Raw genomic sequence first — 25,079 nt, 5'->3', positions numbered from 1 at the left:
ATATAAAAATTCAGAATAAACAGACAACGTATACTTATAAATCAATCATCAAACATTATCGGAGGTTGTTAAATGCATCATTCATATAAACATATATCGTTTAAATTAATAAGTATTCTCTTATTCGCCATACTCTTATTATCAACCATTGCTTTTACTGACCTTAACAAATCTTATGCTGCACAGAAGTCCAATCAACTAGAAATTAATGTTAAAAATGATAAAGTCCCTCAAAAAGTTCAGAATCTAGCACAACAACAATATAAAGGCTATGCTCAAGCACTAGATAAACAAAAAAATAGCCAAACTGGTGACTATCAATTAGGCGAAGCATTTAAAATCTATAAATTTAATGGTGAAGAAGATAATAGTTATTATTATCCAGTATTAAAAGATGGCAAAATTATTTATACATTAACGATTAGCCCTAAAAATGAAGCTGATTTAAAACAATCTAAAGAAAATGCAAACTATAGTGTTAAAATCTCAAATTTCATCGCTAAAGATTTAGAAGAAATTAAAGACAAACACACAAATATAACGATTTTAACTGATGAAAAAGGCTTCTACTTCGAAGAAAATGGACAAGTTAGATTAGTTAAAGCCACACCGCTTCCTACAAACATCAAAAATAAAGAAAATAGCCAACATATGTCATCTCATCTTAAACAACAACTTAAAGCCACATCTGAGCCAACAAAAATAAATGAAAATCAAGCAGCTGAAGCCAACCAAGACAATCAAGTTCAATATGAAAACACGTTAAAAAACTTCAAAATAAGAGAACAACAATTTGATAATTCATGGTGTGCTGGTTTTAGTATGGCAGCCCTACTGAATGCCACTAAGAATACAGATAAATATAATGCACACGATATTATGAGAACACTATACCCAAATGTTAGCGAAGAAGAATTACCACAATTCTCAACTAACCCACATCAAATGATTAAATACGGTAATTCACAAGGTAGAGACATTCAACATCAAAGTGGCATGCCTTCTTATAATCAAATTGATCAATTAACTAAAGATAATAAAGGCGCTATGATATTAGCTCATAGTGTTGAGAATAATCCTAATGATCCTCATCTTGGTCACGCTATGGCAGTTGTCGGTAATGCTAAAATTAATAATGAAGACAAACTGATTTTCTGGAATCCATGGGATACTGATTTATCTATTCAAGATGCAGACTCTAATTTACTTCATTTATCATTCAACAGAGACTATACATGGGACGACACAATGATAGGTTATTAAACATAATATAGATATTGATTGAAGGCAGGCGACACTATGTATCAACTCCACTTTATTCATATTAATGACGACGCACTTACACTCACAAAGTCAAAGCAAGACACCATTCACTTATTTTTAGGCAATTGGATTAACCCATCAGCCCAAAAATCTATTAGCATTCAAACTGGCGTTGATACGAATCACAATCAATATCAAATTCTTCAAATTGATACCGAACATCAACGTATTAAACTGACTTCTGAAGAAGATCCTCAACTCGTGTATATTTTAGACTACGAAGATACAAACCATATATTCATACAAACATCAGTTAAAAATTCGTATGGCACGTCAAGACCCATAAGATACGAAAAATTCTAATACTACATTTAAAGCGTCGTTCAAAGTCATTGAACGACGCTTCCCTTATGAGTAATTAATCAATTAATAATTGAATCCCTCTAACGATATTAATAATAAAAAGTGCTCCAGATCCTAAGATAAATGCGATACCCAAAATAAACAAAATTACCATTAACACTGTACTTTGATTGTATACTGCAGGTGCCATTGCAAAACAAATAATGGCTAAAACCATACAAACCCAAGACATGACATGGTTTAATAACGCTTTTTTAGAATACGTAGATGCAGGTGGCTCCGCAACGATCCAAACAATAATTGGAAAAAGTACAGGTGAAAAGAATATACTTAAATAACTTAATGCCCCCAACACATTATTTGTTCTGTCATTAACTACTTTTTGATTATCTTCCAACTTTATCACCTCTTCATTTTAAAGGTTAATTCATTTCCCAGGTTATTCATCCATACCTCTCTTCACTTGACCTTACACATTACTTTTACAACTATTGTCTAAATTATTTTCATTATTCATTCAAATTCATTTTTAAAACCATCTTAGAAATCGTCTCATCATCTCCGGCTCACATGGTTTATCCGAATAAACAGCTTCATTGTTCACGATAGCTTTAGCATTTTCAATCATTTCTTCTATTTTATTTCTATAAGGCATTAACTTACGTTCATCAAATAATTGTTTTAATACAAAAGGTCTATGCTCTACAGAATGTGCATCGGATGCTATAAAGTGTGCTAAATGGCATTCAATAAAACGTAATGATAATTTTTGAGCACTTCTTCCGAAATCACCTAACAAAGAACTTGCTGTCAATTGACTCATTGCTCCGTTACTAATCAACTCATACAATAGATACGGATTTTTGGCAATTGCTTTATTACGTTCTGGATGCGCTATGATTGGTATATATCCTAGAGTTTGTAATTCATTACACAGTCGATTAGCATTGTCTGGTACATCACCAAATGGTAGTTCAATCAATAAATAACGTGCTTTATTTAATCCTTGTATGCTGCCATATTCAATTTCCTTAATCATTGCTTCTGTTAGCCTTACTTCTTGACCTGGAAATAATTCGATACCTAAGTCTTTAATTTCTGGTACTTTTCTCATTTCTGCTAATGTCAAAGAAACATCTTGAAAGCTATTCTTAAATTTAGGATTTAGATGGTGTGGTGTAGCTATAATGCCTGTGATACCTTCTTTTTTAGCTTGAGTAAGCAACTGAATCATGGCTTGTTTCGTTTTTGGTCCATCATCCATATTAACCAATATATGGTTATGAATATCGATCATGATTTGTCATCTCCATCATTGAATCATATATAATAGTGTTTAAACATTTAGGATACTCGTACAATGCCAAACATATTATATAAAATATTTATTTAATATTATTATACCACGATGACTTGTGAATATATATTCGATTGCTAACTATATTTTCATCCTTAAAATGAGATTTTCTATTAAAAAATGCTTCCTAATAAAAAAAGAGTTTCCCATAATGAGAAACTCTAGCCTATCCGCTTAATTAAACGATGCGTTTACGTATTGCGCCAGAAATCAAATCAACGATTGCTACCATGACTACAAGTCCAATTAATATTATACCTACACGGTCCCAAGAACGAGTTTGAATTGCAAAGATAAGTGGTGTCCCAATACCACCAGCACCTATTAATCCAAGAATCGAAGCAGAACGTAAATTCAATTCAAATCGATAAAGGATTAATGATAAAAATGATGGTAAAATCTGTGGAATAACTGCAAACACTAATGTTTTCATTTTATTAGCACCACTGGCTTTTAATGATTCTACGGCGCTAAAATCCAAACTCTCGATATCTTCTGCCAATAATTTCCCTAACATGCCAACTGAATGAATACCGAGTGCCAAAACACCTGAAAATGAACCAGGACCTACCGCTTTAATAAAAATTAATGCCATCACGATTTCTGGAAATACTCGAATAACACTTAATATAAATTTGCTTATGCCTGAAACAGGTCGTAATTTCACCATATTTTGAGCACCTAAAAATGCAAGTGGAATACAAATAATAGCTGCTATAAAAGTACCAATTACTGCTATAGCAAATGTTTCTAATAGCCCTTTTAATAAATCTTCACCTTCAGGAATATAAATATATTTTAAATCTGGGTGAAACAAACCATTAAAAATAGCTTTTAAAATTTCAATAGATTTACTTTTGAGTTCTAAACTTGGCACACCTGAAAAAGCCCAAATAATTATACTCACTACTACAATTGCAATGAGCCATTGTTTAATCAACTTTTTTCGATGATTTTTAGTGTGTAATGGATATTGCGTTTCTTTAGTCGTCATGCGAGTTGTTCCCTCACTTTCGTACTAACGTAATCAATGATGACTACGATAACCAACGTGAATAAAATAATGCTAGCGGTTTTCGGATATTGAAATAGACCTAATGTTTGATCGTAAAACAATCCAATGCCACCCGCTCCTACTAAACCTAGCACGGCTGAAGCACGTATATTTACTTCGAATGCATAAAGTACATATGAGGCAAATGATGATATCGCTTGTGGCACCACACCATAAACTATCCATGTCACCTTATTTGCACCTACCGCCGTCATCGCTTCCATAGGTCCTGGATCTATCGTTTCTAACGATTCGTATAATAGCTTACCTATGATACAAATCGTTAAAATAAATAACGCTAAAATACCTGGAATTTGACCAATACCAAACACAGCAACAAATATCGCCGCAAGTAGTAAATCTGGAATCGTACGGACAATATTCAATACAAATCGTGCAGGTATATTAATCCATTTCTTCTGTACTATATTACTGGCGCATAATAATGCGACTAGAATAGACACGATGCTTCCTAATACAGTACTGACAATCGCCATTCTAATTGTGTCTAACATGGGTTGTGTAATTTGACTTAAGTAGCTCATATCAGGCGGAATCATTTGGGCAAACAAATCACCTATTTGAGGTAAGCCAACCATTAAGTCCCCAACATTAAAGCCTGTATAAATAAAACTCCAAACAATTAACGCGATGAGTAATACAAATGTAAAACTTGTCTTGAGCGACATTTTCCGCTTTAAATATGTATCATATTTTTGTTGTACTGGTGCGGTCATATTAATTCACTCCCAGCTTTTCGTCTTCGCTAATTGAGCGTCCATAAATGTCACTAAACACATCATCAGTCGCTTCAGAAGCAGGTCCATCATAGACTACTTCACCATCGCGTAATCCAATAATACGAGTACCATATTCTCTTGCTAAATCGACAAAGTGTAAGTTAATTAAAATCGTAATGCCTAATTCTTGATTGATGTTCTTTAAATCATCCATAACCTGTTTCGTTGTTAATGGGTCTAACGATGCTACAGGTTCATCTGCCAATATGATTTCAGACTCTTGGCATAATGCACGTGCAATTGAAATACGCTGTTGTTGTCCGCCTGAAAGTTCATCCGAACGTTGATCATACTTATCTAAAATATTTACGCGTTCTAGTGCATGCATTGCTTTAATTTTATCTTCTTTAGGAAATAACCCAAGTACCATTTTCCAAGTCGGATGATATCCCACTCTCCCACTTAATACATTTCTCAAAACACTAGAACGTTTAACTAAATTAAAATGTTGGAAAATCATACCAATGTTACGGCGCATTTCGAGTAATTCTTTGCCTCGTGCTTTCGTTATCGATTGGCCTTGAATGAAAATCTCACCAGATGTAATATCATGGAGACGATTGACTGATCTTAGTAATGTTGATTTACCTGCCCCAGATAAGCCAACTATAACCGCAAATTCTCCCTTTTCTATTTCTAAATTAATATTTTTTAATCCTACATGTCCGTTAGGATAAACCTTACTGACATCTTTAAATTCTATTTGACTCATGTTTGGCACCTTTCTTTTACAAAGAAATACTAAGGCGAATTGAATATCAAAATCTCCCAATATTTCATCCAATTCAACACTTAGCATTTCAAAGTCATGTACTTTGTTTAAGTCATTTGAACTTTATTTAAGTAGTTGTTTTTTGCATTACTTCATATCTTTAACTGCTTTTTCATTTTCTCTGACAACATCAAATTTAGAATCATCTGTATCAGTATAACCTTCATGTGAGTATACTTCTTTAATTATTTTATGTCCCTCTTTGGTTTTTGAAATATCTTTAAATGCTTTTTTCAATTTATCTTGGAATTTTTTATCCATATCGGGTCTTACAGAAATCGTATCATTAGGAATCGCATCCGTAAGTTGTAAAATTTTAGTATCTTTGAATACATCTGGTTGATCTTTCTTAACAATATTACGTGCATCGTTAAATACGGCTGCTGCATCTACATCACCATTTAATAATGAAATGATTGCTTGGTCATGCCCTTTAACGTTGACGATTTTCATATCTTTAGTTGCATTAATACCCGCTTCTTCTTTTAATGTAGCTAATGGGAATGTGTAACCTGCTGTTGAAGTTACATCTTGTAAGGCAATTTTCTTACCTTTTAAATCTTTTAAGCTTTTAATATCTGAGTCTTTCTTCACTAAAATTTCTGATTTGTAGTCATCCACAAGTTGCTTATTAGGTGAACCATCTTTGTTCACACCATAACGTTGTGCTTGTAATAATAAATCTGCTGCTTTTTGATCATGTGCTAATGTGTAAGCTGTAGGAGGTAAGAAGCCGACATCTACTTTTTTAGATTTCATGGCTTCGACAATTGTATTGTAGTTGGTAGAAACGGATACTTTAACTGGCATATCCAATTCTTTAGACAGAAGTTTTTCAAGTGGCTTCGCTTTCGCTTCTAATTTATCTGCATTTTGTGATGGTACAAATTGTACCGTTAGTTCTTTTGGTTTATAATCTCCAGATTTAGAATCTGAACCTTTGTCAGAACTCTTTTGATTATCTAAAGAGCTTGAATTTCCACATGCTGCCGTAAACATAATGACTGATAAAACAAGAATCAATAAACACTTCAACTTTTTCATCTAATAACTGTCCCTTCTAATACGTATTTGGTGTAATATGTATATAATAAAATTACACTTATAGATTACCACATATTAAAGTTATTTTGTATTATATTAAAATGAATTTTAATAACTTATTTTTAAATACAGTTGAAGGTTTTGTAAATTTTATTTAATAATACACAATGTAACAATATTGTTCTATAATTCATGATGAGTAAAGAGGAGTGATATTTTATGGAACAACTTGCGTTTTACGTAGTGAGCGATATACATGGTTACATATTTCCAACAGATTTCTCCAAAAGAGACCAATACCTACCTATGGGCTTATTGTTGGCTAATCATTTGATTGAAAAAGACCAACAACATTACGCTTATCATATTAAAATAGATAATGGTGATTTTTTACAAGGCTCACCATTTTGTAATTATCTCGTCTCTCATATCAAGAATAGTCAGCCTCTAGTCAATTTCTATAATCGTATGTCCTTTCACTTTGGTACACTAGGTAATCATGAATTCAATTACGGGTTACCTTATTTGAAAGATACATTGAAACGTCTAAACTATCCGGTGTTATGTGCTAATATCTTTGAGAATGGTGAATTACTCACGCATCAGGGCATTCACTATTTCGATGTTAATGGTAAAACAATTGGCGTGATTGGATTAACGACGCAGTATATCCCTCATTGGGAACAACCAGAACACATCCAATCACTCACCTTTGAAAGTGCCGTAACAACATTACAACGTTGGCTACCCGAAGTACGCCGCCAATCAGACTTTGTTGTTGTGAGCTATCACGGTGGCTTTGAAAAAGATTTAGAAACTGGAGACGCTACCGAAGCACAAACAGGTGAAAATGAAGGTTATGCAATTTTAGAACACTTCTGTGATGATATTGATATATTCATTACAGGTCATCAACATAGAGATATCGCAACGTTATTCAACCAAACGGCAGTCATCCAACCTGGTACACGAGGTCGATCTATAGGCAAAGTTGTTCTGAATTTGAACGATGACACTCATGAACGCATTGCGTCATGTAGTTTATTACCGGTTAGCGATGATGATGATTTTGTTGTTAATGAAGATGATCGCTATTTAAGAAGTCAATTAGAAGACTGGCTCGATACTCAGATTGCTGAACTACCTAATGAAATGATTGTGGATGATGCATTTGAAGCTCGTATAGCACCACATCCATTTATCAATTTTTTAAATTATGTCTTATTAGCTAAGAGTGGTGCCGATATGGCATGTACAGCCTTATTTGATTCAGCAACTGGTTTTACAAAACACGTTACAATGCGTGATGTCATTAACAATTATCCTTTCCCAAATACATTTAAAGTATTACGTGTTAGCGGTGCAGATATTAAAGCTGCAATAGAACGCTCTGCTGAATATTTTGATGTTATTCAAGAAGAAATCACCATCAGTAAAGATTTTATGGAACCGAAACCTCAACATTTTAACTATGATATATTCGCCGGTGTAAGTTATACGATTCAAGCTAGTCAGCCTAGAGGACAACGTGTGTCACATATTCAATTCAATGGTGAACCATTAGACTTTGATCAAATGTATACAATTTGTGTGAATAACTATCGTTCGGTGGGTGGCGGTCAATATGATATGTACGCCAACGCACCAGTTGTTAAAGATATCCAAATTGACGGCGCACAATTAATTATCGATTACCTTCAAGCACATTCAAATTCTCATATTCCTCAGGTCGTCAATTTTAAAGTTAAAAAGTAATGATTAAATATGAGAAACCCTGCTCGATCACGTGTCGAACAGGGTTATTAATTAATTATGAAATTGTATGTGCTTTTTCTCGTAAACATTATTTACTGTATTGAGTATGATACCTAAAATAATAATACCACCAGATATGAATGTAATCGTCATATATGGTAATCCAATTGATAATAATATTGAACCCAGTATAGCACCAATAAAGTTAGCTACATTAAATATAGAAGCAGCTAGCGTACTTGCTAGTAATGGTGCTTCATGTGCACTTAATATAATTTTACTATTTAACAGCGGTGTTGTACCAAATGTTCCAAATCCAAACAAGAAACAAATGAGTAATGCTAATACTGCATAATAAACAAAAATAACGAATAAGATAATAGTAATAAATAATAAGAAGAACGTATAGAATAAATATTTAGTTAAAGCATGTTCTGGTACACTACCTGTCACTAAATTACCAATTACACCACCTAGCCCAAATAAGAATAAACATACGGTTAATCCAATTATTTTAAAAGGTGCATAGTCATGAATCATTGGTTCCATAAACGTATAAGTTGTAAACACACCTGAATAACCAAATACGATGATAGAAATCACAATTAAAATGTGTGGGTTCTTAAATACGGTTAATTCTTTAGAAATATTGGCTTCTGCGCTTAATGAAACGTGTGGTGTAAACTTCATCATACCTAACATCGTTATCACTGCTAAGATAATCATGATACCAAATACAACTCTCCAATTAGCCAAGCCACCTAAAAATGATCCGAACGGCACACCAATCATGACTGCTATCGTTAGACCCGCTTGAACTAAGGCAATTGCTTGCGGTTTCTTAGCTGGTGGTGCAACAGCCGCTGCTACACTCATACAAACGCCAAAGAACGGCGCATGCATGGCTGCAGACATTAATCTTGATAATAAGAGCACATTAAAATTAGGCGCTAACATTCCTACTAAGTTACTCACGATAAATATAGCTACAAGCACAGATAACAAGCGATGCGCATGGACTTTCATCGTAAATATACGCATGAATGGACCAATCACTGCCACACTAATCGCATAGACACTCACAAGCAGTCCCGCACTTGAAATAGATACATGCATGTCATCAGATATTTGTGTTAGTAATCCTGTGACAACATACTCAGCCATACCAACAGTAAACGTACCTAACATAAAAATAAAAAACATCATTTTATTTTCTCTCATCACTGCTTCCCCCTTTTCGTTTCGTTCAAAAAATCAACATGAGTGATATACTACAAAAGATTTTGAACAACGTGAAGAGGTATATAGAAATTTTTCGAAATCTTCAATACGAGTTTTCATAAGCTTTCATTTCATTTTCATTATATTAAAATTAAGACAATTTTGGATTAGGCATTCTAGAGCATTATCGTTTTACTATCATATCTCTATTTATTGAATTTCTATACATCATCATGCATATGATTTATTTTTGACAATCATGTGACAAACTTGATATTGATTGGGCTAACCCACATAACCCTATTATATTATGATAGATACTAAATGAACGTTATAATGAAATGGAAGAGCAATACGATCATGAATATGGAGGTAGCTACAATGACATCCCAACAAGACCAGAAAGACGAAAAAGTAATTGCTGAAGATGAAAAACAAACTAAAAACTCATTTTGGGCAGACGTATTTAACTTTTTACCTGAAATGGTAGGTGGTCTTATGCGTCTAATTCGTTCATTGTTTTAATGTGTGCATTTAACTTTTGTTATTATGGTGCTTAATCGGAGGGATAGATTTTGGCAACAAAAAATAAAAATCGTAAAAGAAGTAAAATGGACATTCTAAAAGAGACAACCAATGAAATTTTATTTCAAAGTATACCTGAAATCATTTATGGCTTGATTCGTATAGTTAAAGGATTCATTTAACTATAAAATTAAATTGATTCTTTTAGAATATTGCACGTCTTTACAAATTTTTAATTTTTTAATCCATTTATCTTTACATTTACTATAGATAGTTATATACTGTTCTTTGTTAATTGATTTGGAGGGATACTCAAGTCTGGCTTAAGAGGCCAATCATTTATGATTGGTAGGAGCTTCGTGCTCGCGTTGGTTCAAATCCTTCTCCCTCCGCTACTGAATATTTATTATTGTAACCTGAGGCATTTCTTTATGTCTTAGGTTCTTTTTGTTCACCAATAAAGGCGTCCCGCATTGTGCGAGACGCCTTATTATTTATGAATTATTGATGTGGATGGAATGTTTTTTGCGGTGCATGAATAGTCACGTCATATTTATCAGCGATGCGTTGTGTTTCTTTATCCACTAATTGATTATATTCTTTAGTTGATACTTCACTTGCTTTTGGTAATCTCTTTTCTAATTCTGCATATTGTTTCTCTGACATACCCTTAGGTGCAATTCCACCATAAGGACGGTCACCTTGAGTTGTTTGATGTTGGTGTTTGGCAGTTTTATGTACTGAGCTTGCGTCCGCCACACCAGATACACCTGCAACTGCGAGTGTGCCTGCTAATACTGAACCTGCTAACATTGTCATTTTTTTCATTTTTAAAATCTCCTTCCAAAAGTGAATCATTGACACATCTATATCATAACAACTTTTTATAATTAAATCATTTATTTTTATATTTATTTACATATTTTTTACTTTTATAAATTTAGATATTTAAATTCAATTGTTTTTTTACATTAAAAAAGCACCTCACATGCTCATAAAGCATGTGAGGTACTTTACTTATATATTACTTAAATAATTCTTTTAATACTTTGAAGAATGATCCGATTAATTGGAAGAAATCCGCAGTCATAGTGCATGCTCCTTTCTTTATTAAAGATATAGTATCTTAATTATGCTTGTGCTTTTTGCTCTGATGTTAACTTTTCACTTTGTACTAAATCATCTGCTAGACTATGCCAGAATTGTTGTAATTCTTCTCTAGTTCTTACTGTATCAGAACTATCTTGTCCAACAAAGTCAACATGATCCCAATCATGTTTTGTAGGTGTTACTTGCCAAATACCTTTTTGGTTTTGATCTGTTGCTTGTGTATATTTTTGATTAAATGGATGTTGTGAAGAAATCACAGATACAAGTCCATCATTTTCTCTCCATTCTTTTTCGTTAGCTTTACAGATCACATTTCCAGTTAAAATAAATGGTAAGAACATGTTTAAATCTGCTTTTTGTCTACCAAATAGTGATGGATGTGTTGCTTCACCAGTATATGTTTTATATACAATATTTGGATTTAATGATGTTTTACGGTTTAAGTCTGTTGCACCATCTCGAGTTAAATCATAGAAACCATTGTCTTGTGATTTCCATAACTTAGAGTTTTTCACACGTTTAGCATAATCGATATATGATTCATTTAGTTTTTGTTTTAAGCCCCATTGAGATAAACCAAAGTCGACTCTTGAATCTTTATTACCAAATGCTTTACCAATATCATAAACAACCTGTCTTACAACCGCTTCATTACCTAATACATCTGAAGCGTGAGTACCATTATGTGGTGTACCAAGTGTTGTAATTGAAGAAACCATATTATCATTATTACCTTTGAATAATGGTGAAATTGTGCCACCATGTTTCTTCTGATATTCAATTTCCTCTTGGTTACCATTTCTTAAAAGTTCTTCAAGTTGGCGAATCGTTTGTCCACCCATACTATGACCAACTAAGTGCACTTTTTGACCTGGTTTCCAATCTTTATATACACCTTCATATGTTTTACCATATCGCTCATGACCATATTTCGCAGCATGTGCTGCACCGTAATCTACACGACCACCCTTGATATAGTAGTATAGTTCTACCGCTCTGTCATAGTTACTACCGAAGGCACTGATACTTGCTTCATATGATTTGTAGCCGTTTTCTTCTAAATCTTGGCGAATATTCATTTTATCGCCACCCCAATAATGTGATAAAACAGCTGGGTTAATATCATCAGTGAATCCATTAAATCCATGAACGAGAATGATAGGATCATGATTTTTATACTGTTGTTGTTTAGCTTTCTTATTTGTTTGATCTTTATCTGCTACGGCTACTTTATTTTTAGACTGATTATTTAATGTGGCAACTGAATTCGATTTTAGCGCTTGTAAACCGTCTTTTTGTTCTTTATCTTTTTTACTTGGATTATCTTTTGATAATAATGGTGAATCTTTTTCTAATTGTTCAAGAGAGACAGGTTGCTTTTGTTTTGATTTTTGAGATGACTCAGTTTGATTCGGAGCTGTAGCTTTTTGATCAACTGATTGTGCTGTCACTTTTTGTTGGTCTTTTTGATTAATTGTGGCATCTGCTTTTTCTTTATTCACAGTAGCATGAGTCGCTTTTTCTGTAGCATGACGTCGAGAGAAATCTGGATCGACCTGTTGCGCTTTATGATTTTTATTGAACTCTGAATCTACATCCGCTTTCTTTTGCGCTTGCTTATGACTAAATTCTGGATCTACATCATGTTGATCTGTTTGAGTTGATGATGCTTTATCTTGCGCCTTTGGACTAGGTGTTGGCGTTTCTTCTTTTGTTGCTTTGCCATCAGCTTTGTCCTTTTGATTTGGCGTTGTAGCATCAGATTTTTCAACAGACTTTGTTGCTTGATCTTCTGTTGTTTTTTCTTTAGTTGTTTTAACATCTTGTTGCACTTGATCAGCTGATTGCTCAGTTTCTACTGTTGCATCTTTTGTTTGTTTCTCTTCAGTATTGTCTTGTGACGTTTGTGTAGTATCTTTCTCAGATGTTTCTTTATGTAAGCTTGTTGGTGTTGCATCTTGTTGATTGTCATTTTGTGCTTCAACGCTATCGTTACGTTCTTTTAATTCACTAGATTGATTTGTTTGTTCATTTTTAACATCATTTCCCTGTTGTTCCCCAATAGATTGTGCTTGTTGTGCTTCTGAATCAACATTTCCCTTATCTTGATTTTCAGCTGCTTGAGCAGAACCTCCACCAATAAATAATAATGCTGCAATTAAAATGGAAGATGTTCCTACACTAAATTTACGAATACTATATTTATTTTCTCTATTTTTCATATTCGGCACCTCTATTTTATTTTATTTTTAAATCAATCCTAAATGACTAGATGAATAAATTGACAATTGCACGTGGTAAAAACTCAATTAATTTTGTAAACCAAGCTTTCATAAGAACCATCCTTTCTTTTTTAGTAAGCGCTTACAATAATATTAAAATAAAAAATTTCGACATCATCACTTACACTTACTTTAACTAGTAATTGATTAAAATGTTACGAAAATTTGTCTGAAAAGTCAATAATCAAATCCAATTCTATACAATTTTTATTTTTTGTAATTATACACACTTCATCTTATGGCGAATAAGCGTTATTAAATGACTATTCATAACGAATTGAAAATACATATTAGGGTAATACCGTATTAAGAGGTGAAACACATGTCAGAAATCAAAATCATTGGTGCCAAGCAAAATAATTTAAAAAATATAGATGTAACCATTCCTAAACATCAATTAACTGTTTTTACAGGGCGCTCCGGTTCAGGTAAGTCTTCCCTAGTATTTAATACACTAGCAGCCGAATCTGAACGTTTACTCAATGAAACTTACTCGAGTTATATCCAGCATCAATTAAGTCAATATTCCAAACCAGAAGTCGATCAAATTCAACATCTACCTGTAGCGATGATTATTAATCAGAAACGTTTAGGTGGTAATTCGCGTTCTACAGTAGGCACGATTTCAGATATTTATGCTTCTGTACGTTTATTATGGTCGCGTATTGGCGAACCATTTGTCGGATACTCCGATGTCTTTTCATTTAATAATACACGAGGCATGTGCGAAACATGTTCAGGATTAGGCTATGTCGAAGATATCGATTTAAATGAACTGCTTGATTTTGATAAGTCCTTAAATGAAGATGCGATTAACTTTCCATCATTTCGTCCTGACAGTTGGAGAGGAAAACGTTATTTATATACAGGTTTATTTGATAATGATAAAAAATTAAAAAATTATACTAAAGAAGAATTAGACACGTTTTTATACACAGAACCAACAAAGCTTAAAAATCCACCAGCAAATTGGCCTAGAACCGCAAAGTTTGAAGGATTAATTCATAGATTTAGACGTTCCTTTTTATTAAATGATAACTTTGAGAAAAAACGCTTTGCGAAAGATATTGAACGTGTTGTAACTAAACATGCTTGTCCGTCATGCCAAGGTAAACGACTTAATGACAAAGTATTAAGTTGTAAAATCAATGGGATGAATGTTGCTGATTTTACCGATTTACAAATCGATGATGCTTTAGCGTTTTTAGAAACGATTGAATCGACCAAAGCACAAGTTATTATCGAACCACTCAAACAACAACTTAAATCATTGAGCTATGTTGGTCTTAACTACCTAACTTTATCACGGGAAACGACATCTTTATCAGGTGGTGAATCACAGCGAATTAAGCTCATCAGACATTTGAATAGTCCACTCAGTGACCTTGTCTATATTATCGATGAACCGAGTGTGGGACTTCATCCTGAGGATATTCAACGGATTAATGACTTAATACAATCTTTAAAAGATAAAGGCAATACAGTACTTGTTGTAGAACATGACCCTGACGTTATCAAGACTGCCGATCATGTTATAGATATTGGACCTTTAGCTGGTAAAGATGGTGGCGAAATTACATTTGAAGGCACTTATAGAGATTTACTCAAATCTCAAACGAGTACCGGCCAAGCACTTCATCGTACGCATACTTTAAAAGATGGCATTAGATCAAACAATGATATGTTAGAGATTAATGATATTTCTAAAAATAATTTGCAACATATCACTACTCAATTGCCTAAACATGCAATGACTGTCGTAACAGGCGTAGCAGGTTCAGGTAAAAGTTCATTAATCACATCAGCATTTGAAAAAAATAGCCATGCGATTTTCATAGATCAAAAACCTGCCCACGCATCAAACCGTTCAAACTTACTAACTTATTTAAATATCTTTGATGACGTGCGCGCGTTCTTCAGTCAACAAACTGGGCTTAAGAAAAGTATGTTCAGTTATAATTCTGAAGGTGCATGCCCTGAGTGTCATGGTAAGGGCATAATTAAAACTGAGTTGGCATTTATGCCTGATTTCTCTCAAACATGTGAAATGTGCGGTGGTACAAGGTATCGTCCCGAAGTACTTGAAGCCAAAGTTGATGGCTACTCAATTGCTGATATTTTATCATTAACTGTCCAAGAAGCCATCGAAAAATTCAAAAATGATAAGCACATTGTTCAACCATTACAAGCTTTAGCAAATACTGGCTTAAATTACATGACACTAGGACAATCTCTAGATACGCTTTCTGGTGGGGAGATACAACGTGTTAAATTGAGTAAATATTTAACAGAAACCGTACATGATGCAATATTTATTTTTGATGAACCTACGACTGGTCTTCATGAAGACGACCTTCCCATACTCATCGAATGTTTCAATCATTTAATTGATCAAGGTAACACAGTAATCCTAATCGAGCATAACTTAACAATGATGACACAAGCAGATTGGTTTATTGATATCGGTCCCTATGCAGGTGATAAAGGCGGACAACTCCTTTATAGCGGCGAACCACAGGGCTTACTTGATGTTGAACAATCTGTAACCGCCAAACATCTAAGAAGATATATCGAACAATAGTATATTGATGGCAGACGAAACCAGTACGTGAAGACAAAAACGTACTGGTTATTTTTAGACAACATGATTTAATTACAGCTTAGTCAGAGGGATTGAACTTCATTAATTCTCAATTATTTTTTCTTTGAAAATGTTAATTTTTCCTCATTATTTTCCATAATTAATGTTATGCTTAATTTGTTTGAAATTATATGTATATTTATTTATAATTATTCATTAATAAAGTATGTATAGGGAGGAGATTGAATGGAAACGGAACACACGATGAACGATGGTCATACATCTTCACCAAAAAGAAAGTTTAAGTTAAAAATGCCTGGTGCATTTGCAATTTTATTCATCTTAACGATTTTAGCTGTTTTAGCAACTTGGATGATTCCTGCAGGTTCTTACTCTAAATTATCTTATGATGATCATGTATTAAAGGTCGAAAGTCCGCAAGGTAAAGTTGAAACACACAAAGCTACACAACATGAATTAGATAAGATGGGTGTCAAAATTGATATTGATCAATTTACTTCAGGTGCGATTAATAAACCTGTATCCATTCCCAATACATATGAGCGCTTAGATCAACACCCTGCTCATTTGTCTGATATTACGAATAGTATGGTAAATGGTACGATTGAAGCTGCTGATATTATGGTATTCATTTTAGTACTCGGTGGTTTAATTGGTGTCGTTCAAGCTAGTGGTGCCTTTGAATCTGGCTTACTGGCGCTAACTAAAAAGACCAAAGGCAGAGAATTTTTATTAATCTTCTTTGTATCTATATTAATGGTTCTTGGTGGTACCTTATGTGGTATTGAGGAAGAAGCTGTAGCTTTCTATCCTATACTTGTCCCTATCTTTTTAGCTATGGGTTATGACTCTATTGTTTGTGTGGGGGCTATCTTTTTAGCAAGTTCGATGGGCTCAACATTCTCTACGATCAATCCATTTTCAGTAGTTATCGCATCTAATGCAGCCGGCACTACATTTACTGAAGGTTTGTATTGGCGTATCGCTGGTTGTATTATCGGCGCACTATTTGTTATTGGTTACCTCTATTGGTATAGTAAAAAAATTAAAAAAGACCCTACCGCGTCTTATAGTTACGAAGACAAAGACGAATTTGATCAACAATGGTCTGTGATGCAGCACGATACCACACAACAATCATTTACAATGCGTAAAAAATTAATTTTACTACTCTTTGTGATACCTTTCCCAGTCATGGTATGGGGTGTGATGTCACAAGGTTGGTGGTTCCCAACAATGGCTTCTGCATTCCTTATCTTTACCATTATTATCATGCTACTCACTGCAACTGGTCCTAATGGTTTAGGTGAACAAGGTGTCGTTGATGAATTTGTCAAAGGTGCTTCCAGTTTAGTTGGGGTATCACTCATTATCGGATTAGCACGTGGCATTAACTTAGTATTAAATAATGGTCGCATTTCAGATACGATTTTACATTTTTCTTCTTCACTCGTAGAACATATTCAAGGTCCATTATTTATAATCGCTTTATTATTTATCTTCTTCTTCCTAGGATTTATTATTCCATCATCATCTGGATTAGCTGTGTTAGCGATGCCTATTTTCGCACCACTAGCTGATACAGTTGGTATTCCTAGATATACTATTGTATCTGCATATCAATTTGGACAATATGCAATGCTATTCTTAGCACCAACAGGTTTAGTCATGGCAACATTACAAATGCTTAATATGCGTTATTCTCACTGGTTCCGTTTTGTTTGGCCTGTTGTCGTCTTTGTACTTGTATTTGGTGGTGGCATGTTAGTCACACAAGTTTTATTACATTAATCGTTTGATATAAAAATAACCGGGATAAGTGCATAGCTAGCACTATCCCGGTTATCATTTTATTGAGATACATTATGATTTAACCAGTCTACTATTTCCTGGAAAATACTTTGATTATATGAAGCCTCATTAAATATTTCATGTTTCAGTCCATCATAAATATGGATTGATTTATGTTCGGAACTAATGTCATTGAACAATTCAAGTGAATCTTGATAACTCACAAGACCATCTTCCTTACCATGTAATATTAATATAGGATCAGTAAACGATGCTGCTTGTGCTTTTAATAATTCTACGCCATCAAGCAATGTATAAATTAATCCAAAAGAGATATCTTTCGCTACTAAATCGTCTAATTCATACTTTCGAATCGTATCTTCATCTGAACATACACCGTCACCAAGTTCATTCGGTAAATATTTATCTTCTGGTTGACTACGGTCAGGTTCTCCAAATAATTTCAGGTTATACCGTGTCAATGCCCCAGAAGTGATCATACCATCGACAAGACCAGGATGTTTTGTTCCATATAATGTGACTGTGTATCCGCCCATGCTATGTCCAATAAGATAGACATTACCTTTGTAGGTTTCTTTCACAAATTGAATCATCGCATCTAAATCTTCAACAATTTCATCTTTATTACTATAAAATACAGGCTTTCCTTCTGAACGACCGTGTCCACGTTGATCGTATCTAATGACGTTAAATTGATTATCATTTAAAAATGTAGTGATATGATCATAACGTTCAAGGTGTTCAGCTAAACCGTGAACAACAATGATATTGGCCTTTGGTTCCGATACCTCGTTGACCTTCGCATATAGGTTAGTACCGTCTGCTGATTGAATGTATTTAATATAATTCATTGTCATCCCCCTTTAGTTCACTTATACCCACTTTCGAACAATAATGACATCATTCATCAACTTTATTCGGAATAAATACATCAGCTTCACTATCAGGAGGATAATAATAACCATTTGGTATCGTTTGTAACTCAATTAAGCTTCCCCACGGCGTCTTAACATAAACCGTTTGATTATCTTTCGTATCTTCATAACGTGTATTTAGATGTGGTTCAGATATGGGTTGCCCACCTGCACGTTTGATTTGTGCCAAAGCTTTCTCAAAATGATCTACATAGAATGAAAGATGCGTGAAACCTATATCTTGTAATGATACAGCATGTTGTTGTGTCGCATCTTTAAATTCAAAAAGTTCAATATTTGGACCATTACCAAAAACCATCATTCGTTTTTTAATAATTTTGGCACCTTTCTCAAGGCCTAATACCTCTTCAACAAATTCGCCCTCTCTAGGACTATCTTTTTGTGTTTGACTGTCATAAGCCACTTTCCCGTCTAATCCTTGTTTGAAAAATTCTGTCGCTAGTTCAATGTCTGGAACAGTCAATCCAATATGATTGATACCTCTTGTAATGCGCATCTTTGATAACTCCTTTGATTAAAATATTTACCTGTCTTTTTATTTTCTATTCCCAATATGTTTTCATTTGACACATTTAGAAATTAAATCTACTTTTAGAGTAGAAAAGATATAAACTTTTGAAGATTTAATAATAAAAAGTTTGCTTTTCTAAAATGTACGTGGTATATTCTTTATATCAAATATAAATTATATATTTGAAAAGAGAAAACGGAGGAGTTAATTATGACTCAATTTACATTCGATAGCGTACACAGTGCATTAGATTTCCAAATCAAACATTTAATGGTTTCAAAAGTGAAAGGTGCATTCGAAAAATTCGACGTTAACGTTGAAGGCGATATTAACGATTTAAGTACTTTAAAAGCAACTGCAACAATTGATCCTGCTTCAATCAATACTGGTAACGAAGACCGTGACAACCACTTAAAAACAGGCGATTTCTTCGGTACTGATGAATTTGATAAAATCACTTTCGTATCTAAAGAAGTAAGTGAAAATAGTGTTGTTGGCGACTTAACAATCAAAGGCGAAACACACGAAGAAAAATTCGACGTTGAATATAATGGCGTAAGTAAAAATCCTATGAACGGTGAACAAGTAACTGGTTTCATCGTAACTGGTAAAATCGATAGAGAAAAATATGGCATTAGCTTTAACCAAGCATTAGAAACTGGTGGCGTAATGTTAGGTAGAGAAGTAAAATTCGAAGTTTCAGCAGAATTTTCAATCCAAGACTAATAAATATTAAAAAGCGGTTTTCTACATATACGTAGAAAACCGTTTTTTTCATACTTTTTTTAATGAAATTGGAAACTATGATGACCTTTAGCAAATCCATTTACCGTATATAACATCGATCCGCCACCCATTTCGATGTCATTTGAACAAATAATAAGTTGATTTGTATCAGGAATAAATTGTGGATGCGTAGAGCGTAGCATATGACCTTCATCTCGACCTGGAATTAAAATTTGCCCAATAGGATAGCCTTTTTTATTAAATACTAAGACTCTCCCTTGTCCATACATTGCAACATACAAATTATCATCACTATCAATACAGCAAGAATCTGGACCTTCATGACCAGTAAAATAATAAGGAATCGTCGCGCCGAATGGTGCAATTGTCACACCATCTTCTTCTAATTCAATACGATGTAATCGGTTCGTAGTCGTTTCAGTCACCCAAAGTACACGTTCATCTGTACTTAAGGCCACACCATTTGCGACACTAATATTTTGAATCACAGATGTCACCTTTTGAAAATCTGGTGATACATAATACACACCGCCTAGAGGATGAGTTGAATAACCTCTAAAATCAGTAAAATAAAAGCCACCTTTACGATCAAATACCATATCGTCAATACAATATTTCGTATTTAATTCTGAAATAATCTCTTCAAATTGGTCCCCTTTGTCAGTTGTAGCAAATATACCACCTGTCGATTTGAAATCACCTAAATAGCATATAAATAATCGACCGTCTTTATGAATTTTGATGGCTGCTGGATTTTCTTTTTTCGATTTAAATGGACGTGTCACTTCTTTAGTATCAGGATTAACTTTAAAGATATTACCTTCAAAGACATCGAGTAAGAATAATTGCCCATCACGATCAAAGTTTAAGCCCTCAAGTTGTAATCCTTTATCCGAGATTTCCACCCATGGTTCAGCTATTATCGTTTGCAATTCACTTTCCGAAACAATCGGCGCCACACTAGCCGATAGCCCCTCATACTTTAATGTTGGTAAACCATTATTTCCCATTTTCATACCCCTTCTTTCATATATAATGATATCATCACTATTTTATCTGAAATTAAATTTAAAGTCATTGAGAGATATAACCAATTTGCTGATTCTGTGACATAAGCACATTTCCAAATCATTATTGCCTTATTTTGTCAGTTTTATATCTTAGTAAAATACATTTAAATACTCAGTCACTTGAATGATTTATAAGCTGAGATATTGAATCATTTGCTAATTTTGGTACAATATTATAACGGTGTAAAAATACGTAGACATTAACGAAACGCTTAACAATGCATAAATAATGATGTAAAACACATAGATTAATAGATTAGAGGAGAATAGAAAATGGATTATAGAGTACTTTTATATTACAAATATACAACGATTGAAGACCCCGAAACATTTGCTGCAGAACACTTAGCATTCTGTAAAGAGAATAACTTAAAAGGACGTATCTTAGTATCAACAGAAGGTATCAACGGTACACTATCAGGTACTAAAGAAGATACAGATAAATATATTGAACATATGCATGCAGACGAACGTTTTAAAGACATGACATTCAAAATTGATGAAGCTGAAGGTCACACATTCAAAAAAATGCACGTACGTCCAAGAAAAGAAATCGTTGCACTTGATTTAGAAGAAGATGTAGATCCACGTGAAACAACTGGTAAATACTACTCACCAAAAGAATTTAAAGAAGCACTTGAAGATGAAAATACAATCATCTTAGATGCTAGAAATGATTACGAATTTGATTTAGGTCATTTCCGTGGTGCTGTGCGTCCAGACATTACACGTTTCAGAGACTTGCCAGATTGGATTCGCGACAACAAAGACAAATTAGACGGTAAAAACATTGTCACATATTGTACAGGTGGTATTCGTTGTGAAAAATTCTCAGGCTGGTTAGTTAAAGAAGGCTTCGAAAACGTTGGTCAATTACACGGCGGTATCGCAACTTATGGTAAAGACCCAGAAACCAAAGGCCAATACTGGGATGGTAAAATGTATGTCTTCGATGAACGTATTAGCGTAGATGTTAACCAAGTTGAGAAAACAGTTGTCGGTAAAGAACATTTCGACGGCACACCTTGCGAACGTTATATCAATTGTGCCAACCCAGAATGTAACAAACAAATCCTTGTTTCAGAAGAAAATGAAGAAAAATATCTAGGCGCATGCTCATACGACTGCGCTAAACATGAACGCAACCGTTACGTTGCAACACATGATATTAGTGATGAAGAATGGGAACGTCGTTTAGAAAACTTCAAAGACGTTCCAGAACATGCACACGCATAATTAAAATATATAAAACAGGCCGTAAAACGATACGTTTTACGACCTGTTTTTTTATTGAGTCATTGGGTTTAAATGATACTATATAAATAAATCATATTAAGAGGTGGACGTATGAAGATTCTAGTTACTGGATTTGATCCATTTGAGGGCAATCAAGTTAATCCTTCTTGGGAGGCGGTTAAGCAATTGCCTGACCATATCGGACAACATGATATTACAAAGTTAGAAGTGCCAACTGTCTTTCATAAAGTGATGAATGTCATACAACAAGCGTTAGATTCTGAACAATATGATGCTGTCGTTGCAGTAGGTCAAGCCGGTGGGCGTGCCGAAATCACCCCTGAACGTATCAGTATCAATATAGATGATGCCAGAATAGCTGATAATGACGGACAACAACCTATCGATATTCCTATACAACTTAAGGGTGCACCAGCTTATTTTTCAAATTTACCTGTTAAACGAATGACAGAAAATATCAAACAACAAGGCATCCCTGCAAAACTATCAAACAGTGCAGGTACGTTTGTATGTAATCATATTTTATATCAACTCGGTTACTTAAATGCTACACGCTTTCCTAACCTGCTATTTGGATTCATTCATGTGCCTTATATTCCAGAACAAGTCGAATCAACATCTCAATCACCCTCATTGTCATTGGACACAATTGTTAAAGGGTTAATTGCAGCAATCGGAGCAATTGACAGAAATGATGACATCAAAATTGCTTTAGGTGAGACACATTAATTCATATAAAAATAGCCAAGAATGACCTACTCCTATCATTCTTGGCTATTTTTTATATCGTAGGCGGCCCTATCATTGACCATCCTTTATGGCGTGTATAGACATGATTCACTGCAAAGATATGAAGTATCGCAATGCACAAGATCTTATGATCTTCAAAAAAGCGGTCTTCTCCACCACGTATTTCTGCGTAGTCCCCAACTTGTTTCCAATATGCAATATCACGATCTAATTTAGCATCTTTAATGTGCGTCTGATTATTTTCATCGGCATATATATTTAAAATTCGATTATCTAATTTAATAATGCCATACGTATCCTTTGTTCCACTACTTTTCTTATCAAATAAAACCTTTTGTGTGCTGCCCTTGTCATGATAATACAATTCAAAATGTTTACCCTCTAACACAGACTTTGCACTAGCTTCGACAACGATTTCTCCTGCTGAATTCCTCAATTCATATCTTCTAAATCTTAAAGATAATGTGACAATACTTACGATTCTTTGAAATGGATTACGAAAAACTTTCTGTATATCAACAATATGTTGGTTCCCTTCATCATAAACTGGAGATGATTGGGTAGAAAAAGGATTCCTCTTTTTATACTTATACATCTTACTGCCACCTCTTTTAATACTGAATTGTTAACGTTTATCTTCTTTTCTTAATTTCCAAAGCTTATAAATATAATAACCTATGAAACCCCAACTAATCACTACAAGTATCACCGAGGAAATAATGATAAATGTTTCTCGATTACTACTCATACTTCCAGTGAAAAGGTGCGCAATTAAGTTTGGTGCAGACACTATTAAAATAATAAATGCGAAAATCTTTTGTTTAACTATAAAGCAACCAATCATTGTCAAAATGAGTAAAATGATTCCAATCACTAAACTTTGTATATTAGATAATTTAATCATAGTATAGATTGGATAATGCCTTAATAAATATTCGCCAGCTATCATCAATAAATAAACAACAATACCAAATCCTATGATCACAATGTAAGACTCTTTCTTATCTCCCCATCGAACTAACGCTTTCCTCATCACTACGAGTTGTACAACCACACCTAAAACGAATACACCTATAATATAAAGCAGGAGTGATACTGACACATCAAACGTACCTTGATCAAGCATTCTAGGTATCATAAAAATAGCCAATAAGAATACTATAAAGTACATCACATATTTATATAGTCCCTGTGTCAATGTCATTTCTTTAGCGAAACGATCTGCATATAATTTTACAGGCGTCTGAATAATTGGCCGTACATCTTCACCATTTTGTTCAGCAGTCAGTAAATGATCTCGCAATTCATCGTCTATCTCATTCACTTCATCTTCGTCTTTTCCTCTAAAAAGAAGTTCAACTCTTAATTTGTCCAAGAAATTTTCCGATTCTTTACTCAACATAACTATTCACTCCCGAATAAATTATTCATACCTGAGTTTAAATACTTCCACTTCTCTTGAAATGCTGCTAACTCTACTTTGCCGCTTTCTGTAATCGTATAATATTTTCTTTTAGGCCCACCATTATCAGATTTACGAACTGTTGTTTCTACGTATCCTTTTTTACTCAAACGTAAGAGTACAGGATAAATACTTCCATCACTAATTTCAGGAAATTGATGGGCATGCAATTTTTCTAATATTTCATAACCATATGTTTCACCTTTAGCTATTAGTCCTAATATTGCGCCATCTAGCAGTCCTTTCATCATTTGATTTGATACTGACATCATCAACGCCTCCGACTACTATCTTATAATATAAGATAGTCAATAAATCTATTCTTGTCAACTATCTTACAATAAAAGATAGTCATTTCATAATATTCGCTATCAATCGCACTCATTT

The 25,079-nt window shown here is 33.9% G+C and carries 25 protein-coding genes and 1 tRNA gene; 11 read left to right on the top strand and 15 right to left on the bottom strand.

What is annotated here, in order from left to right; all coding sequences use genetic code 11:
- Positions 1-72 precede the first annotated feature (72 nt).
- Together EL082_RS00915 and EL082_RS00910 are read left to right on the top strand one after the other, a co-directional pair.
- Positions 73-1,263, top strand: coding sequence for a C47 family peptidase (locus EL082_RS00915; RefSeq protein ID WP_058714242.1), 1,191 nt, complete (start codon positions 73-75; stop codon positions 1,261-1,263).
- Positions 1,264-1,299: 36 nt separating this feature from the next.
- Complete coding sequence (locus tag EL082_RS00910) at positions 1,300-1,626, top strand: cysteine protease inhibitor staphostatin B (protein ID WP_103286325.1); 327 nt, start codon at positions 1,300-1,302, stop codon at positions 1,624-1,626.
- 55 nt (positions 1,627-1,681) lie between these two features.
- On the opposite strand, the gene EL082_RS00905 is transcribed toward EL082_RS00910, so the two are convergent.
- From EL082_RS00905 to EL082_RS00880, 6 genes are all read right to left on the bottom strand, one after another.
- Positions 1,682-2,023, bottom strand: a complete 342-nt coding sequence (locus EL082_RS00905; protein ID WP_103286326.1) for a hypothetical protein — start codon at positions 2,021-2,023, stop codon at positions 1,682-1,684.
- A gap of 132 nt (positions 2,024-2,155) precedes the next feature.
- On the bottom strand, positions 2,156-2,923 hold the full coding sequence (locus EL082_RS00900; RefSeq protein WP_103286327.1) for a tyrosine-protein phosphatase: 768 nt from the start codon (positions 2,921-2,923) through the stop codon (positions 2,156-2,158).
- Positions 2,924-3,161: 238 nt separating this feature from the next.
- Complete coding sequence (phnE, locus tag EL082_RS00895; RefSeq protein ID WP_103286328.1) at positions 3,162-3,977, bottom strand: phosphonate ABC transporter, permease protein PhnE; 816 nt, start codon at positions 3,975-3,977, stop codon at positions 3,162-3,164.
- Entirely contained in the window at positions 3,974-4,774 is an 801-nt protein-coding gene (gene phnE, locus EL082_RS00890) for a phosphonate ABC transporter, permease protein PhnE (protein WP_103286329.1), read from the bottom strand. The genes phnE (EL082_RS00895) and phnE (EL082_RS00890) overlap by 4 nt, the downstream gene beginning before the upstream one ends.
- 1 nt (position 4,775) lies before the next feature.
- Positions 4,776-5,549, bottom strand: coding sequence for a phosphonate ABC transporter ATP-binding protein (gene phnC, locus EL082_RS00885; RefSeq protein ID WP_002466170.1), 774 nt, complete (start codon positions 5,547-5,549; stop codon positions 4,776-4,778).
- Positions 5,550-5,696: 147 nt separating this feature from the next.
- Positions 5,697-6,653 (bottom strand): phosphate/phosphite/phosphonate ABC transporter substrate-binding protein, encoded by a 957-nt coding sequence (locus tag EL082_RS00880; protein ID WP_103286330.1) that lies wholly within the window; start codon positions 6,651-6,653, stop codon positions 5,697-5,699.
- Between the two features lie 219 nt (positions 6,654-6,872).
- Here EL082_RS00880 and EL082_RS00875 point away from each other — a divergent pair, with 219 nt between their 5' ends.
- The gene (locus tag EL082_RS00875) at positions 6,873-8,408 is read left to right on the top strand and encodes a bifunctional metallophosphatase/5'-nucleotidase (protein WP_103286331.1); all 1,536 of its coding nucleotides are present in this window, start codon (positions 6,873-6,875) and stop codon (positions 8,406-8,408) included.
- A 51-nt stretch (positions 8,409-8,459) separates the two neighbouring features.
- Here the strand turns inward: EL082_RS00875 and EL082_RS00870 are convergent, their stop codons facing one another.
- Positions 8,460-9,629, bottom strand: a complete 1,170-nt coding sequence (locus EL082_RS00870) for an MFS transporter (RefSeq protein WP_103286332.1) — start codon at positions 9,627-9,629, stop codon at positions 8,460-8,462.
- Positions 9,630-10,010: 381 nt separating this feature from the next.
- Here EL082_RS00870 and EL082_RS11875 point away from each other — a divergent pair, with 381 nt between their 5' ends.
- The 3 genes from EL082_RS11875 (at position 10,011) to EL082_RS00865 (ending at position 10,546) form a co-directional block, all read left to right on the top strand.
- A complete protein-coding gene (locus tag EL082_RS11875) occupies positions 10,011-10,154 on the top strand; it encodes a hypothetical protein (RefSeq protein WP_162837424.1) in 144 nt (47 codons plus the stop codon).
- A 50-nt stretch (positions 10,155-10,204) separates the two neighbouring features.
- Positions 10,205-10,336, top strand: coding sequence for a hypothetical protein (locus EL082_RS12100; protein WP_002466168.1), 132 nt, complete (start codon positions 10,205-10,207; stop codon positions 10,334-10,336).
- Positions 10,337-10,456: 120 nt separating this feature from the next.
- Positions 10,457-10,546: transfer RNA gene (locus tag EL082_RS00865), tRNA-Ile, on the top strand.
- A 109-nt stretch (positions 10,547-10,655) separates the two neighbouring features.
- On the opposite strand, the gene EL082_RS00860 is transcribed toward EL082_RS00865, so the two are convergent.
- Together EL082_RS00860 and lip are read right to left on the bottom strand one after the other, a co-directional pair.
- Complete coding sequence (locus tag EL082_RS00860) at positions 10,656-10,982, bottom strand: hypothetical protein (protein WP_002466171.1); 327 nt, start codon at positions 10,980-10,982, stop codon at positions 10,656-10,658.
- Positions 10,983-11,284: 302 nt separating this feature from the next.
- A complete protein-coding gene (lip, locus tag EL082_RS00855) occupies positions 11,285-13,486 on the bottom strand; it encodes a YSIRK-targeted triacylglycerol lipase (protein WP_103286333.1) in 2,202 nt (733 codons plus the stop codon).
- Positions 13,487-13,868: 382 nt separating this feature from the next.
- Between lip and EL082_RS00850 the strand changes: the two genes are divergently transcribed.
- Together EL082_RS00850 and EL082_RS00845 are read left to right on the top strand one after the other, a co-directional pair.
- Complete coding sequence (locus tag EL082_RS00850) at positions 13,869-16,127, top strand: ATP-binding cassette domain-containing protein (RefSeq protein WP_103286334.1); 2,259 nt, start codon at positions 13,869-13,871, stop codon at positions 16,125-16,127.
- Between the two features lie 246 nt (positions 16,128-16,373).
- Positions 16,374-17,939, top strand: a complete 1,566-nt coding sequence (locus EL082_RS00845) for a YfcC family protein (RefSeq protein ID WP_047211254.1) — start codon at positions 16,374-16,376, stop codon at positions 17,937-17,939.
- A 59-nt stretch (positions 17,940-17,998) separates the two neighbouring features.
- Here EL082_RS00845 and EL082_RS00840 read toward each other — a convergent pair whose 3' ends face one another.
- Together EL082_RS00840 and EL082_RS00835 are read right to left on the bottom strand one after the other, a co-directional pair.
- Entirely contained in the window at positions 17,999-18,811 is an 813-nt protein-coding gene (locus tag EL082_RS00840) for an alpha/beta hydrolase (RefSeq protein ID WP_002466579.1), read from the bottom strand.
- A gap of 49 nt (positions 18,812-18,860) precedes the next feature.
- Positions 18,861-19,391, bottom strand: a complete 531-nt coding sequence (locus EL082_RS00835; protein ID WP_103286335.1) for a VOC family protein — start codon at positions 19,389-19,391, stop codon at positions 18,861-18,863.
- A 225-nt stretch (positions 19,392-19,616) separates the two neighbouring features.
- On the opposite strand from EL082_RS00835, the gene EL082_RS00830 reads away from it, so the two are divergent.
- A complete protein-coding gene (locus tag EL082_RS00830; protein WP_002451375.1) occupies positions 19,617-20,132 on the top strand; it encodes a YceI family protein in 516 nt (171 codons plus the stop codon).
- A gap of 59 nt (positions 20,133-20,191) precedes the next feature.
- Here the strand turns inward: EL082_RS00830 and EL082_RS00825 are convergent, their stop codons facing one another.
- Positions 20,192-21,163, bottom strand: coding sequence for an SMP-30/gluconolactonase/LRE family protein (locus EL082_RS00825; protein WP_103286336.1), 972 nt, complete (start codon positions 21,161-21,163; stop codon positions 20,192-20,194).
- Positions 21,164-21,496: 333 nt separating this feature from the next.
- On the opposite strand from EL082_RS00825, the gene trhO reads away from it, so the two are divergent.
- Complete coding sequence (gene trhO / locus EL082_RS00820; protein WP_047211257.1) at positions 21,497-22,459, top strand: oxygen-dependent tRNA uridine(34) hydroxylase TrhO; 963 nt, start codon at positions 21,497-21,499, stop codon at positions 22,457-22,459.
- Positions 22,460-22,570: 111 nt separating this feature from the next.
- A complete protein-coding gene (gene pcp / locus EL082_RS00815) occupies positions 22,571-23,209 on the top strand; it encodes a pyroglutamyl-peptidase I (RefSeq protein WP_103286337.1) in 639 nt (212 codons plus the stop codon).
- A 52-nt stretch (positions 23,210-23,261) separates the two neighbouring features.
- Here pcp and EL082_RS00810 read toward each other — a convergent pair whose 3' ends face one another.
- Genes EL082_RS00810 through EL082_RS00800 form a run of 3 tightly spaced genes read right to left on the bottom strand, consistent with a single transcriptional unit; the run spans position 23,262 to position 24,961 of the window.
- Positions 23,262-23,825 carry a tubby C-terminal domain-like protein gene (locus tag EL082_RS00810; RefSeq protein WP_103286338.1) on the bottom strand — a complete coding sequence of 188 codons (564 nt, stop codon included), beginning with the start codon at positions 23,823-23,825 and terminating at the stop codon, positions 23,262-23,264.
- 30 nt (positions 23,826-23,855) lie between these two features.
- A complete protein-coding gene (locus EL082_RS00805; protein ID WP_103286339.1) occupies positions 23,856-24,632 on the bottom strand; it encodes a hypothetical protein in 777 nt (258 codons plus the stop codon).
- 2 nt (positions 24,633-24,634) lie between these two features.
- Positions 24,635-24,961 carry a PadR family transcriptional regulator gene (locus tag EL082_RS00800; protein WP_002466587.1) on the bottom strand — a complete coding sequence of 109 codons (327 nt, stop codon included), beginning with the start codon at positions 24,959-24,961 and terminating at the stop codon, positions 24,635-24,637.
- Between the last annotated feature and the right edge of the window lie 118 nt (positions 24,962-25,079).

This window comes from Staphylococcus warneri, from assembly GCF_900636385.1.
Lineage (GTDB): Bacteria > Bacillota > Bacilli > Staphylococcales > Staphylococcaceae > Staphylococcus > Staphylococcus warneri.
This window is presented reverse-complemented; position numbering and strand designations above follow the sequence as displayed.